At 45.0% G+C, this 12,644-nt stretch carries 13 protein-coding genes; 3 read left to right on the forward strand and 10 right to left on the reverse strand.

Features of this window, described 5'->3' with window-relative positions; genetic code table 11:
* Window position 1 precedes the first annotated feature (1 nt).
* Window positions 2-1,423, forward strand: a complete 1,422-nt coding sequence (locus tag QT998_RS10975) for a DUF7017 domain-containing protein (protein ID WP_333114612.1) — start codon at window positions 2-4, stop codon at window positions 1,421-1,423.
* Between the two features lie 513 nt (window positions 1,424-1,936).
* Here the strand turns inward: QT998_RS10975 and QT998_RS10980 are convergent.
* The 4 genes from QT998_RS10980 to QT998_RS10995 all read right to left on the reverse strand — a co-directional run bounded on the left by QT998_RS10980 (window position 1,937) and on the right by QT998_RS10995 (window position 3,814).
* A complete protein-coding gene (locus QT998_RS10980; protein ID WP_333089521.1) occupies window positions 1,937-2,023 on the reverse strand; it encodes a DUF4160 domain-containing protein in 87 nt (28 codons plus the stop codon).
* A 129-nt stretch (window positions 2,024-2,152) separates the two neighbouring features.
* On the reverse strand, window positions 2,153-2,542 hold the full coding sequence (locus tag QT998_RS10985; RefSeq protein WP_333114613.1) for a type II toxin-antitoxin system VapC family toxin: 390 nt from the start codon (window positions 2,540-2,542) through the stop codon (window positions 2,153-2,155).
* On the reverse strand, window positions 2,539-2,769 hold the full coding sequence (locus QT998_RS10990; protein ID WP_194066709.1) for a type II toxin-antitoxin system Phd/YefM family antitoxin: 231 nt from the start codon (window positions 2,767-2,769) through the stop codon (window positions 2,539-2,541). Before QT998_RS10990 ends, QT998_RS10985 begins: the two co-directional genes overlap by 4 nt.
* A gap of 148 nt (window positions 2,770-2,917) precedes the next feature.
* Window positions 2,918-3,814 carry a M48 family metalloprotease gene (locus QT998_RS10995; RefSeq protein WP_333089393.1) on the reverse strand — a complete coding sequence of 299 codons (897 nt, stop codon included), beginning with the start codon at window positions 3,812-3,814 and terminating at the stop codon, window positions 2,918-2,920.
* A 278-nt stretch (window positions 3,815-4,092) separates the two neighbouring features.
* On the opposite strand from QT998_RS10995, the gene vapB reads away from it, so the two are divergent.
* Window positions 4,093-4,314, forward strand: a complete 222-nt coding sequence (gene vapB, locus QT998_RS11000; RefSeq protein ID WP_333114615.1) for a type II toxin-antitoxin system VapB family antitoxin — start codon at window positions 4,093-4,095, stop codon at window positions 4,312-4,314.
* 1 nt (window position 4,315) lies between these two features.
* The gene (locus tag QT998_RS11005) at window positions 4,316-4,621 is read left to right on the forward strand and encodes a type II toxin-antitoxin system VapC family toxin (RefSeq protein ID WP_333114617.1); all 306 of its coding nucleotides are present in this window, start codon (window positions 4,316-4,318) and stop codon (window positions 4,619-4,621) included.
* 210 nt (window positions 4,622-4,831) lie between these two features.
* Here the strand turns inward: QT998_RS11005 and QT998_RS11010 are convergent, their stop codons facing one another.
* The 6 genes from QT998_RS11010 to map form a co-directional block, all read right to left on the reverse strand.
* Entirely contained in the window at window positions 4,832-6,424 is a 1,593-nt protein-coding gene (locus QT998_RS11010) for a B12-binding domain-containing radical SAM protein (protein WP_333089388.1), read from the reverse strand.
* A 496-nt stretch (window positions 6,425-6,920) separates the two neighbouring features.
* Window positions 6,921-7,886: an NAD-dependent epimerase/dehydratase family protein gene (locus tag QT998_RS11015; protein WP_333114618.1), complete on the reverse strand. Its 966-nt coding sequence runs from the start codon at window positions 7,884-7,886 to the stop codon at window positions 6,921-6,923.
* A gap of 235 nt (window positions 7,887-8,121) precedes the next feature.
* Window positions 8,122-9,186 carry a uroporphyrinogen decarboxylase gene (gene hemE, locus QT998_RS11020; RefSeq protein WP_333114619.1) on the reverse strand — a complete coding sequence of 355 codons (1,065 nt, stop codon included), beginning with the start codon at window positions 9,184-9,186 and terminating at the stop codon, window positions 8,122-8,124.
* A 285-nt stretch (window positions 9,187-9,471) separates the two neighbouring features.
* Window positions 9,472-10,275 (reverse strand): hypothetical protein, encoded by an 804-nt coding sequence (locus QT998_RS11025; protein ID WP_333089383.1) that lies wholly within the window; start codon window positions 10,273-10,275, stop codon window positions 9,472-9,474.
* 211 nt (window positions 10,276-10,486) lie between these two features.
* Window positions 10,487-11,416: a S66 peptidase family protein gene (locus QT998_RS11030; RefSeq protein WP_333089382.1), complete on the reverse strand. Its 930-nt coding sequence runs from the start codon at window positions 11,414-11,416 to the stop codon at window positions 10,487-10,489.
* A 417-nt stretch (window positions 11,417-11,833) separates the two neighbouring features.
* Window positions 11,834-12,595: a type I methionyl aminopeptidase gene (map, locus tag QT998_RS11035; RefSeq protein WP_333089381.1), complete on the reverse strand. Its 762-nt coding sequence runs from the start codon at window positions 12,593-12,595 to the stop codon at window positions 11,834-11,836.
* Window positions 12,596-12,644 lie beyond the last annotated feature (49 nt).

Raw genomic sequence — 12,644 nt, forward strand, 5'->3', positions numbered from 1 at the left:
AATGTCAAATCTAACGGAAGAAATCAAAAATTTGAGAAAATCTGGACGCATAGACGAAGCTTATTCGAGAGGGTACGAACTGCTAAAACAGCATCCAAACGACAAATTTTTGGCTAGCAGTGTGGGTTGGGTTCTCTATGACAAAGTAAAAAAACTAATAGATACGGCTAATCAATCTCAATCCATAGATCCAGAAATATCTGTCAGCCAACTTAGGGAAATCTTGGCAGAATATTACAAACTCAAGCTGACTCGACCAGATTTGCTGTTTAGTTGTTTGCTATCCCAAATTGTTAGATTAAAAAAGGAAATCAAGTTTTTACCGAAGTTCATAAAATGGGCTGGTATTGACAGTTTTAGAGCGGAAGATTTTCAGGCTTCTGCTGCTAATGACGGTAATTTTTTTGAGTCATTGGTTGAGAAAACAGCAAGGGAAGTGGGGAAGATTGCTTGTGAATTGACTGTTCGAGATTACTCTGATGTACGAGAATTACAAGATTTTGCAATTAAATTGATAGATGTTGCACTCGATCGCGCCCAAGTTCAAAAACCGGAATGGCTAAATTATCGCAAGGCTTTATTGCTAAATCGTTTGGGGCGATCGGCAGAATCTCAAAAACTGCTGGTTTCTTTTGTGAAGCAGAAGCGTAGCGATTATTGGGCGTGGCACGCTTTAGCGAAAGTCGTGGAAACTTCCGATACTCAACTAGCGCTGGCACTTTGTGCAAAAGCGTGTTTGACTTGCAGGGATGAAAATTTTGGTGTTAGCGTTTTTGAGGATCTCAGCCGACTCGCAGCAAATAGAGGCCAAGAGAAAGTCGCTAAATGGGCTGCCGATCGAGCTTTTGCTATTCGTAACAATAACGGATGGAAAGTCCCCCAATCGCTTCGCAATCTCTTGACTGCTAGTTGGTATGCTGCTACAGGAAATCTCTCTAACGCAGAGGAAGTGTTAAAAAATATAGCTGCTGATGCCGAAAAGGTGATTTGGCAAAATTGCCCGCGATTTCATGCTAACTACCTCGGCAACTTTACAGCCAAAACTGGCAAGATTATGCTCAGATTTGGATTGCATTCTCATAGTGGATCTGAAGAAGTTGTTACTCCCGATCGGGGAATGCTGAACAGTCTAAATCTGCTAGTGGGCGCGCCCGTGACGGTGACTGTCGATCGAAATGGCGATCGGCTAACGGTGGTTGCGGTTGAGAAACGCGAATCGGGCAAACTCTTTGATATTATGCCTTGTAAAACTGGTCGGTTTCGTTTGAATCAAAATGGTTTTGGGTTTGTAGAAGATGTTTATGTTCCTCATGAATTAGCTTGTCAGTTGCAAAACGATCGCACAGTTAGTCTTGCTGTTGTCAAAAAGTTTGACAAAAAGAAAAATCAATGGGGTTTGAGTGCGATCGCCATACTTAATTAGTGATATTAATGAAATTTTAATTAACCTACACGATCGACAGCAGTAGAAAAAAAAGGCTGGGGAACTCGATTGTCGCAACGTTGATGCCGATTTCTCAGACTATAGCAAAATCGAAATTAATCAGTGATTTTAGGTAGGTTTCGGAGCCTGTGCCCGCGCAGCATTCTCTCTGTACTGATGTCTTCATCGATTTCTTTTCAGTGAATGCCATAACCTCCTCCACATTGTTTCCATTTATCCTTTGATCGGGCGCTGCATTAAACAATTTGGAATACCAAATTAAGTGCGCCGCAATGATTCATCCATCCATCAAATCAACGCTAATTGTTTTTTATGTAAAATAAATTTACTTAACTTTCTCGTCCGCTCGAATCGCCAAAATACCCATACCCAGCATCCAATAACGTTTGTGGATTTTATTGTACTACCGACTGTGTTTTACGAAGCTTTTTAGCATTAAATATAAGGTTTTTTTCCAAAATAACTGGCTCCAACAAAAAGTTAACCGATGATTTATTTATCTCTGTCAATATGAACATGAGGTGGTTGATTCCGCTCATGGCTGTAAAAGTAAAGTCGGCAATCATCTTGTAAGCGAATCTAAATCAATTAGACGAAAACATAAATTTTTGCATTACTAAATAACTTAAAAAACCTGCTTGAAATTATTAATTTTACTGCACTAGAGCGTATCAAGTCAGTACCTTGAAATTTAATGCACTTCATTGCCTAATTGAGTGTTTGTAGTGCCGTATTTCCTGTAAGGTTGGCATCAACTGTGGCTAATGTTAAGCCATAGTAAATAGCTGTGGCACTAATGAATCTGTCTGCGGGGTCTTGATGAGGAAGTGCAATTTCGCGACTTAAAATTGCAATGGAGTGATTCATTTGGGCTTCACGAGTTTCCAAGGTTTTTAAAGCTAAATTAACCCATGTAACGGGATCTGGCTGTAAAGATATCCGTCCTTTTTCTGCAAGCATGAGTGTCTCCAAAATAGTAATTGGACTCAGCCAAAGTTCGGTATTAGAATCCCCTATCGCCATTTGAAGCGATCGCGATAGGCGCTGGTCGCCGAGTAAATACCACAGCCAAATGTGAGTATCGAGTAAAAGTTTCATTCTAAAACTTCCCACGGTTCGGCGACAGGAGCAATTAAATCTCCTAATATTTCACCGCTTCCTTTCATAGCGCCAAAGCTGCGCCGTAGAGTTTCGGTAGTCGCAGGATAAATAATTACTAATGCTTTTCCTTCGTGGATGACAGTGAGAGGGGTTTTAGTACGTTCCACTTCTATCAATAGAGTTTGGACGGTTTGGGGTAATTCAGTCGTGGTAATTTGTGCCATTTGTTGACAGCTCACAATCTTATTCTATTTCTACTATGATAACCGCTATACCGCTTTCCATCGCACCAGAGTTACCATTACAAACAAAAAAAACCCGACTGCTTCAAAACACCGGGTTTCTAAATATTCTTGCTGCATTTTCAACTGCTCAAATTCCAGGCACGTAAGCCATCACAGGAGCACTTTGCTGCTGCTGCGCGAGTGTCAAAAGCCGCTGAATCCGTTCTTCTGTAGAGGGGTGAGTGCGGAAAAGTGACTGCAAACCTTTAGTCGAAAAAGGATTCACAATCAGCAGCGGCGACATCGCCGGATTGCCGTGCATGGGAATTTCATGACCCAGTTTCTCCAATTTCTGCAGCGCGTTTGCTAAACCGATCGGGTTATTGGTAATTTCCACCGCACCGCTGTCGGCTGCAAATTCCCTGGTTCGAGAAATCGCCATTTGAATTACGGTTGCTGATAGCGGTGCTAAAATGATTAAAAACAGCAAACCAAAGGGATTCGGGCCTTGTCTGCTGTCCCGCGTTACCGGGCCGTAAAGCGCTCCAAAAGTCAGAATTCGCCCGATAAATGTAATTGCGCCGGCGATCGTCCCTGCAACTGCTTGAGTGAGGGTGTCGCGGTTGCGGATGTGCGTCAGTTCGTGGGCTAAAACGCCTTCCAATTCTTCGCGGGAAAGCAGTTTGATGATGCCTTCAGTAACTGCTATTGTGGCGTGTTCCGGGTCTCTTCCCGTGGCGAATGCGTTGGGAGATTGGGTGGGAACTACAAAGATTTTCGGCACGGGAATTTCGGCTTTGGCGCTCAGCGATGCTACTATATCGTAGATTTCGGGAGCTTCGCTGCGGGCGATCGGGCGAGCGCGGTAAGCCATCAAAGCTGCCGTATCGGAATAGTACCAAGAGCTAAAACTGGTGAAGGCGGCTAATGCTAAACCGATGTAAAGTCCTTGCTCGTTGCCGATTAAATAATAGCTTCCTAAAACTAGAAGGCCGCTGAGGAGCCCTAATAGAGCTGCTGTTCTGATGTGATTTGTTCCTTGCATGGCGGGTTGGGGCGATCGCGAATTTTGATATTTTTGAGCTTGTTATTAGATTTTCATAGTTTCGGGCGATCGCGCCTCTATCCGCCGAAATAACTGCTGCCGCCAATAGTAGTATTTTGCCTCCTCAGTCATAAAAAAAAGGTGGCCGGGCCGCAGGATATGATATTTCCAGGCTCTTCCTGGAAACGAGATTAAACGAGATAACCATTCTAAATACCTTGTGACTGCAATTACGGTATAATTGGTGAATATGACATAGTAAAAATTCCACATCAATCATGACTATCGATATAGAAATTTTTCAAACTGTTGTCAAGATGCCAGAATCTCTCAAACAAGAGATATTGCATTATGCAAAATATTTACTTGAAAAACACGCAAAAACTGAATCATCTCAACAACAACTTGAACAACCTCATGGTTATGGTAGTTGGGCTGGTCAGATCGTTATGTCTGATGATTTCGATGCACCGCTGGAAGATTTAAAGGAATATATGTAACATGCAATCCCTTTTAGATACTCATGCCTTTCTGTGGTATTTGCTTGGCGATTCCAATCTAGGTAGTAAAGCAAAAGAAGCGATCGATACTAAAACAGGTTTGTATTTTAGTATTGCCAGCCTGTGGGAAATCTCCATTAAAATTAATGTAGGTAAGCTTCAACTGAATCGGCCATTTGAAGACCTGCCTAATGAATTGCAATACATTAACGCTCAAATTCTACCAATTACATTTGAAGATACTGAGATTTACACAAATCTTCCCCTGCATCATCGAGATCCGTTCGTTAGCGTAGCGTGCGCTTAGCGCAATCGAATTCTGGTAGCACAGACTATGAATCATTCGCTTGTTTTGATTAGTCGCGATGAGGCTTTTGATGCTTATCCCATTCAGCGGGTGTGGTGATGAAAAAGGCAAAAATTTTATACGTAAGCCCACCTAAAAAAAAGAGAATACCCAGATATCCGACTTCTTAAATAAGTCGGATATCTGGGTATTCGGTTGAAGTCTCCAACCCTAAACCGCTTGCACTTCCTTTTCCTCAACAGCAACAGGTTCTTGATATACTGTTTGAGACTCATTAGCCAAAAAGTCAGCTAATTGTTCTTCGATTTCATCCCGCACAATTTGACGGTATTCTAGGAAATGCTCGTTGTGAGCGCACACAGTTAAGTAATGATCCCAAACCGCCGGATTGTTTCTGATAATGCTGAATAAATGATGCCAGAATTTCCACCGAGTTTTGCGTTTGACTCCTTGTCGCCACACTACGGTTAGCAATGCTCGCAAGTCTATCCAACTGGGGATTCTTGATGGTATATCTGCTGTAGGTGCACCTAACATCAAAAAGTGGCGGTAGGTGCGGTCTAAATATTTTTCAGCATCGTAGACATCAGAAAATGCTTGAACATATTCCCGCGCGATGTCTTCTAGCGGCCGCGTCGGAATGAAGTTCATCAAAGTAGTCTGGTTGAGGTTGCCAGATTTTTCGCGCAATCTGCCTTCTTTTGCTAGTCGGTGAGACAATGCTGTGTGCGGTAAAGCTTGCAGCATTCCAAAGGTTGTGCTCGGAATTGCGGCTGCTTCGGCAAAGTCTACAATCCGCTGACCTGCGCCTGGTTTTTCGCCGTCGAATCCGATGATGAATCCGGCCATTACTCGCAAGCCGGATTTGGCAATTAGTTCAACTGATTCGATTAGGGAATTGCGGGTGTTTTGAAATTTTTTGGTCATTTGCAAGCTTTCTTCGTCGGGGGTTTCAATTCCTAGGAATACTGCATTGAAATGACATTTCACCATCATGTCCATCAATTCTTGGTCTTGGGCTAAGTCGATGGATGCTTCTGTGTTGAAGTTGAAGGGGAATTTGTGTTCTATTTGCCAAACTTCTAATTCTTTTAGCAACAGTTTGACGTTGCGTTTGTTGCCGATAAAGTTGTCGTCTACCATGAACACGCCGCGTCGCCAACCTAGGTTGTACAGACAGTCTAGTTCTGCGATCAATTGTTGGGGATCTTTGGTGCGGGGTTTGCGGCCGTAGAGGACGATGATGTCGCAAAATTCGCACTGGAAGGGACAGCCTCGCGAAAATTGAATTGACATCGAATCGTAGGCATCTAATTCCAGCAAATCGAAGCGGGGAACTGGGGTTGTGGTAACATCGGGTTTTACGCCGTCCGATCGATACATTCCACTTTTTTCGCCGCGCCCTATTGCTTCGACGAACATCGGCAAGGTGATTTCGCCTTCGTCGAGAATCAGGTAATCGATGCCCGCTGCTTGGGGTTCTTCGGGTACGGAAGTCGGGTAAGGGCCGCCGCAAGCTACGGATTTACCGCGCCGTTTTGCTTCGCGAATGATGTCTAGCAAATCTTCTTTTTGGACAATCATGGCGGACAGAATAACGAGCTCTGCCCATTCCCATTCTGCTTCGGTGATTTGTCTGATGTTGCGATCGACTAACTTAAATTCCCATTCTTGGGGTAAAATAGCTGCTACAGTTACCAAACCCAGCGGTGGCAGCAGCACTTTACGATCGACTAATTCTAGGATTTTCTCGTAAGACCAAAATGTTTTCGGGAACAGGGGATAAACTAGGAGAACTCGCATATTATGTTAAACCTCACATCAGTAAACAACTTGCGATCGGGCTGGCGGGGCGTGAGAGTTCGATCGGCTCTCAAGACTTAATGTTAAGGCTAAAATTACGATCTTGCACTCGATCGAATATCGGGCGAGGGGTAACACCCCCTAAAACCAATAAAACATCGCAATTTTTAGGTTGCAGTTCCCTGTTAAAGCTAGCAAATGCTGATATCTTATCGTATTTAACCCTTAATTGACGATAATCGCATTTAAAAAGCATCGGATTCAGACAAAAAAGAACTTGAAAAACTTACATTATTCGTAAAATGCGCCTCGGCGCACCCTACATATATCTGGTAAGGTACACATTGGCGTTCCCTCTTCCCTCTTCATGATGACGTTGTACGGAAAGCAGTTGTCAGTTGTCAGTTGTCAGTTGTTAGTTGTCAGTTGTCAGTTGTCAGTTGTTACCAATAACCAATAACAAATAACTAATAACAAATAACTAATAACTTCTGACCTACTTTACATTTTGATCGGGAATCCCGCTAGTTCTTAACATATCGGCAACTGTGCCGCAGTAACTCGGCATTCCGATGCTTTCGGGATTGACCAGATTTTTATAGGTAAAATGGCGGTAGCTGATGCAAAATCTGTCCCAAGCTGCCACCTGAATTCGGAACAGCCAAATAAAGAAATCGGCCAGCCAAGGTGACAGAGTAATCCGAAAAAATATGTTTTTATGCAAATACTGGCAAGCTTGTTCGACAACTTCGTTAGCTGTAATCGCCGGATTTCCTAGCACAAAATGTCGCGGTTCCTCGGAAGCTGGCGGATGTTCAACTAAATAATTAACTACTTTGGCAATATCTGCACCGTGGATGAAGTGAAAGCTTCCGTCTGCCTTAAACCAGCGAATTAAACCTATCCATTTGGCGACAAGTGGCAAACCGGATGACAGGTGAGAAACTGGTTTTTCTGCGTCTCCTCCCAATACTAAGGTTGGGTAGAGTGCGGTAATCGGAGGTACATTTGTCAATGTGGATAATTGCGTCATGCAATCGTATTTTGACCGAATATAATCTGTTCCCAGTTCGCCGGCTTCTGCGAGTAAGTTGTTGTCTCTACCGAGAATGCTGGCTGTTGAAAAGTAAATTACTTGCTGGCACTTTTCGGGCGAAAGTAGTTGAATTAGGCGGAGAGTTTTGGTGACGTTGACATCAAAAACTTCTTGGGTTCCTCCCCAAGCTGTGGCGGCTAAAATTGCTACGTCTATTGTTTGCAGGAGTTCGGCATGGCGATCGATATCTTTCATGTCGCCTTGTATGATATGGATGCCGGGGCGGGCTTTCCAGTCAAATTTTAGCTTGTCTGGGTTGCGAACTAATAGGTAAAGTTCGTGGTTGGTCTCTTGAATCAAGGTTTCGGCCATGTAGTGACCGATACAGCCACTTGCACCCGTCACAAAAATTTTTTTGGGGTTCATTTTGCCGGAGGGGAAGAGGAGAGGAATGAGGGGTTTTCACTTGATGCTGAGGCCTGATCTCCCCTAACCTTCCTTAAGAAGGGGGGGACAAGAGGCTTCTCTTGCGTTCCCATTCTTAAGCGGGGGAGAAGATTCTTTTCAAAGTCCCCCTTCTTAAGGGGGATTTAGGGGGATCAGGCCTTGGCTATAAACGAGAGTTTTACTCGTTACCAGTTAATCGCAATCAAATCGCAATTTAAGCAGCAACTGCAAGCAATTTGTCGGCTTGTTTGGCGGTTTCAAAGAAGAAACGCACGTTGTCTTCGGGAGTTCCCGGTAATACGCCGTGTCCCAAATTGAGGATGTGTCCGCGATGACCGGCTTTGCGAATTGTATCAAGAATTCGATCGCGAATAAACGCTTGAGAACCAAACAACACGCCCGGATCGAGATTTCCCTGAACGTTCATGTTGGGGCCCAAACGCCGGCGGGCGTCAGCCATATCAACTGTCCAATCGACGCTGATGATATCGGCGCCGGATTTTGTCATGCTTTCGAGGAGGCCGCCACTACCGCTGACTAACAGAATTAGCGGGGTGTCGGGATGGGTTTTTTTGACTTGATCGAAAACCTGTTTTTGGTATGGTAGGGCGAAGGTTTCGTAGTCCTGCGGAGACAGTTGGCCGGCCCAGGAGTCGAACATTTGCACTACTTGCGCGCCGCAGTCGATTTGGTAGCGCATATAAACGGCGATCGCATCGGCGAATTTCGATAGCAACTGATGCAGTAAAGTTGGATCGGAAAATGCCATGTTTTTGATGATGGCATAATACTTAGAACCTTTACCCTCAACCGCATAGGCGGCCAGCGTCCAGGGCGCGCCGACAAAACCGAGCACGGTGGATTTGTTGCCGACTTCCGCGCGCAGGGATTGCAGGATTGTTTTGATAAAGGGCAAGCTTTCTTCCGGGTTCAGCGGTTGCAGGTTGTCGATTTGCTGCTGAGTGCGAATGGGTGAGTGGATAATCGGGCCTTTGCCTTCGGCGATGTCCATGTCGATGCCCAAACCCGGCATTGGGGTGACGATATCGGAAAACAGAATTACGCCGTCGGGTTGAAACGCGCGCCACGGCTGAAGGGAAACTTCGATGGCGACTTCGGGAATTTCGGAACGTTCGCGAAACGAGGGATACTTTTCTCGCAAATCTCGATAAGCCTTCATGTAGCGACCGGCTTGGCGCATCATCCACACGGGCGGGCGGTCTAGGGTTTCGCCGCGGGCTGCCCGCAACAACAAGGGAACTTCATTTAATGCCGACATTTTAACTTTTCTCTACCTTAGATATTTCAATGCCTTTGGTAGCTTACCATTGTCCGATCGTCCTTTTTGATCGAAAATTCGGCGATCGGCCCGCACCAGCTATTTCTGACCTGCGTATCTGGATTCGGACTGATGCGGGGTTCATAAACCGGGTTTTTGGCGATAATTCTTCGTCGCAGTCGGCAGATTCGCAAAAAAACCCGGTTTCTTTGGGTTTGATGGGTAGATGCCATTTATCTGTCATCGCAATGACAAGAAATAGTCTTCGCAATGACAACGAACAGCTTACCTAGTAACGCACACTCCGCCTACCGATACGCGACATCGATCGCGATCGCCATCGTACCAGTTATTATCATTAGCGCGATCGTCGTCGAATCTACTATTATCCACCCTCGCCGATTCTAAATCTCTAGTGCGCGGATTGTAATAATAGTCTCCCTGCGGATACCGGCGACTCGGTTCAGCGCAATAACTCTCGTTTCTGTCACCATCTTCAAACCTTACTCTCACCATACTACGTCTCACGCGACAATCAAGAGGCCGCAAGCCAAAATCATCTCGCAAAATCCGTTCTCCGTCGTAGTTGCGGTTGTTTCTGTCCCTATCGTTTCTGTCATCCCACCTATTGCTAGCCCGCCTGTCGCCATCAATTCCCGCAACTTCTAGGGTATAACTACCGCCCCTAGCAGCATCTTTTGCTAATACTAACAACTTGTAATCGCCGCTGCGGGGAATTTGATAATTAAAAGAACGGTCTTGGGTAAAAGCTACTTGTTTGTTGTTTCCGTAAAATAGTACCATCACGGGAGTAAAACCGCGACTTCTATCTGTATCTAACAATACTTGAATGTTGTCGCCTTCCCGCGCGGTGAACGTGTATTCTTGACCGCGCAATTCTTCTGTCGGAGAGCCCGGTGTCCACATATTTCGGAAACGGTAAATTGGGGAAGTGCGGCGAATTACTCCATCTATGCGATCGTTATTTCGTATCTGTTCGCCAACCGCACTAGAAGAAATCCCCGTAAGTGCCAATCCTGTAACTAGCACAGCGGCAGCAATACTGTTTAACAAGTTGTGTTTTTTCATGTCAACCTCTGGAAAATTATAAATTTTTTTTGCCTTCTTGGCGCGGACATTTGCATACACAATCCATTTTAAATCTAATTTCTGCCCACCGTCTCAACCATTAGTCTCAACTTTCGTTATTTTGGGGTTCGTCTGGGCTGATTTTTTTAACCGCAGACTAATAATTTTTCCCCCAACGCACCCTACAAACTTATAGACGTTGATGCAGCTTTTAAAGTTGCGATGTATCCCCACAAATCAGCAATCCCGATTCAGCGTCGAGACTCGCCATAATTCCCATCGGTAAAGCAGCGTTAACTCCCTCGTGCCCAAAGGGTAAATCCGAGACAATCGGAATATTTAGGTCTAAAAGCCGATCGCGCAAAACCTCTTCAATGCTAAAACTGGGAATACTCGGCTCAATCTCGCAGCGACTGAAACGCCCCAAAGCAATGGCCCGCACCCCAGCGAAAGCCCCCGCCATCCGCCACAAAGTCAGCATTCGATCGACCCTGTAAGGAGCCTCGGAAACATCCTCAAATGCGAGAATAACCCCGGTCAAATCCGGTTGATACGGGGTTCCGAGCAAATGAGAAGCAACCGTCAGATTCGCCGGAAACAGCCGCCCGGTAGCTTTTCCGCTACCCCATCCTTTCCCTTGCAAAGATTGTAAGGGGCGACCTTCTATGCAGTCAAAAAGTCGATCGACAGACCAATCCGGTTCATCCGCCAAAGTTGTCAGCATCGGCCCGTGAACGCCCCAAATCCCCAATTTGTCGTCATTCCACAGCAAAGCCGTAATGTCGGAAAAGCCGATTAACCATTTCGGCGAATGGGAGTCAGGAGTTGGAAACTGGGAATTTTCCCAATCTCCCACTTTTCCTTTTTCCAAAAGTCGAGTGCTGCCGAAACCGCCACGGACACAGAGAATACCGCGACAATCCGGGTCATTGAGGGTATCTGCCAACTGTCGGACGCGGTTTTCATCGGAACCTGCCAAATAGCCCCAGCGATCGTCAAAACCCGGTGTTAATTCAACTCGATAGCCGCGAGATTTCCAAATTTCTACACCCTTTTCAAAGTTGGTTGATTCTCGCAAAGTGCCACTAGGGGCAATTACTTTGAGCAAATCTCCAGGTTGCAGAAATTTTATGTTAGTCATTTGTTATTGGTTATTTGTTGTTTGTTGTTTGTTGTTTGTTATTTGTTGTTTGTTGTTTGGTGAATCGATCGTAATTCCGTCCGAACGGGTTTTATAGATGATTTCTGACTGCAACAGACAATCTCGCAAACCCGCCCCCACCTACCCATAAATACAAACCTACATTGTCGAATTTGAGGCAATTTTTAGGTTGATGTGGGTTATCGGTTGTGGTTGCATCGGAATGATTTAACCACAGAGGGCGCAGAGAACACAGAGGAAGACAATAGAGAGATGAATACAGGACGATGAAGTGGCGGGGCGGGTTTATCTAGATTGTTGATAATCGTTAGGATATTGTCGGTGAAACCCGCCCCTACGGGATATGGTTAATTATTGATTTAGGAGTGAGTTTTTGAGATTGTTTGTTAATGATTGCTAAGGTAAAGTTAGAATTTCTACCCCGGAATCTGTCACGGCTAGGGTGTGTTCAAATTGAGCCGAAAGTTTTTTATCCTTAGTGATTGCAGTCCAACCATCGCCCAATATTTCTACTTCCCAAGTTCCCTCATTAATCATTGGTTCAATCGTAAAAACCATGCCTTTTCTAAGTTTTTTTCCTGTGCCCCGCTTCCCGTAGTGCAAAATTTCCGGTTCGGTGTGAAAAACGCGGTGCACGCCGTGTCCGGCAAAATTTCGTACTACCGAAAAACCCTGTGCTTCAGCATATTCTTGAATTGCTGCACCGATGTCGCCCGTACGAGCACCGGGTTTGACTTCAGCAATTCCTCTTCTCAAGCATTCTTCGGTAACTTCAACTAATTTTTTAGCTACTGGTGAAGGTGTTCCCACAAAAAAAGTTTTAGAAGTATCGCCGTGATAGCCATCAACTAAGGGGGTTACGTCTATGTTAATAATGTCGCCTTCTCTGAGAATTTGTTTGGCATTGGGGATGCCGTGACAGACTACTTCATTGACGCTCGCGCACAGAGATTTCGGAAATCCTTTGTAACCTAGGGGAGCACTTTTTGCTCCGCGTTCTACAGTCCAACGTTCGGCTTCGTCGTTAATTTGGAGGGTGCTAGCTCCTGGTTTAATCATTGGTTCGAGATGCAACAAAAGTTGAGCTGCTAAGCTGCCGGCTTGACGCATTTTTTCTATTTCTCTGCTGGATAGCAGCACTAGACGTTCGGTTGGCATAGTTTTTTTTCGGTCTTTTGTTGTGGTCGATTAGGAGTTTATTTAACTC

It is taken from the genome of Microcoleus sp. S1D4 (assembly GCF_036700765.1).
Taxonomy (GTDB): Bacteria; Cyanobacteriota; Cyanobacteriia; order Cyanobacteriales; family Microcoleaceae; genus Microcoleus.

Excerpts from the sequence above, each read along its gene's own strand:
- map (WP_333089381.1), bottom strand. The coding sequence starts at position 12,595 with ATGCCAACCGAACGTCTAGTGCTGCTATCCAGCAGAGAAATAGAAAAA.
- QT998_RS11025 (WP_333089383.1), bottom strand. The coding sequence starts at position 10,275 with ATGAAAAAACACAACTTGTTAAACAGTATTGCTGCCGCTGTGCTAGTT.
- QT998_RS10990 (WP_194066709.1), bottom strand. The coding sequence starts at position 2,769 with ATGGCACAAATTACCACGACTGAATTACCCCAAACCGTCCAAACTCTA.
- QT998_RS10975 (WP_333114612.1), top strand. The coding sequence starts at position 2 with ATGTCAAATCTAACGGAAGAAATCAAAAATTTGAGAAAATCTGGACGC.
- QT998_RS10985 (WP_333114613.1), bottom strand. The coding sequence starts at position 2,542 with ATGAAACTTTTACTCGATACTCACATTTGGCTGTGGTATTTACTCGGC.
- QT998_RS10995 (WP_333089393.1), bottom strand. The coding sequence starts at position 3,814 with ATGCAAGGAACAAATCACATCAGAACAGCAGCTCTATTAGGGCTCCTC.
- QT998_RS11030 (WP_333089382.1), bottom strand. The coding sequence starts at position 11,416 with ATGACTAACATAAAATTTCTGCAACCTGGAGATTTGCTCAAAGTAATT.
- QT998_RS11015 (WP_333114618.1), bottom strand. The coding sequence starts at position 7,886 with ATGAACCCCAAAAAAATTTTTGTGACGGGTGCAAGTGGCTGTATCGGT.
- QT998_RS11010 (WP_333089388.1), bottom strand. The coding sequence starts at position 6,424 with ATGCGAGTTCTCCTAGTTTATCCCCTGTTCCCGAAAACATTTTGGTCT.
- QT998_RS11005 (WP_333114617.1), top strand. The coding sequence starts at position 4,316 with ATGCAATCCCTTTTAGATACTCATGCCTTTCTGTGGTATTTGCTTGGC.
- hemE (WP_333114619.1), bottom strand. The coding sequence starts at position 9,186 with ATGTCGGCATTAAATGAAGTTCCCTTGTTGTTGCGGGCAGCCCGCGGC.
- vapB (WP_333114615.1), top strand. The coding sequence starts at position 4,093 with ATGACTATCGATATAGAAATTTTTCAAACTGTTGTCAAGATGCCAGAA.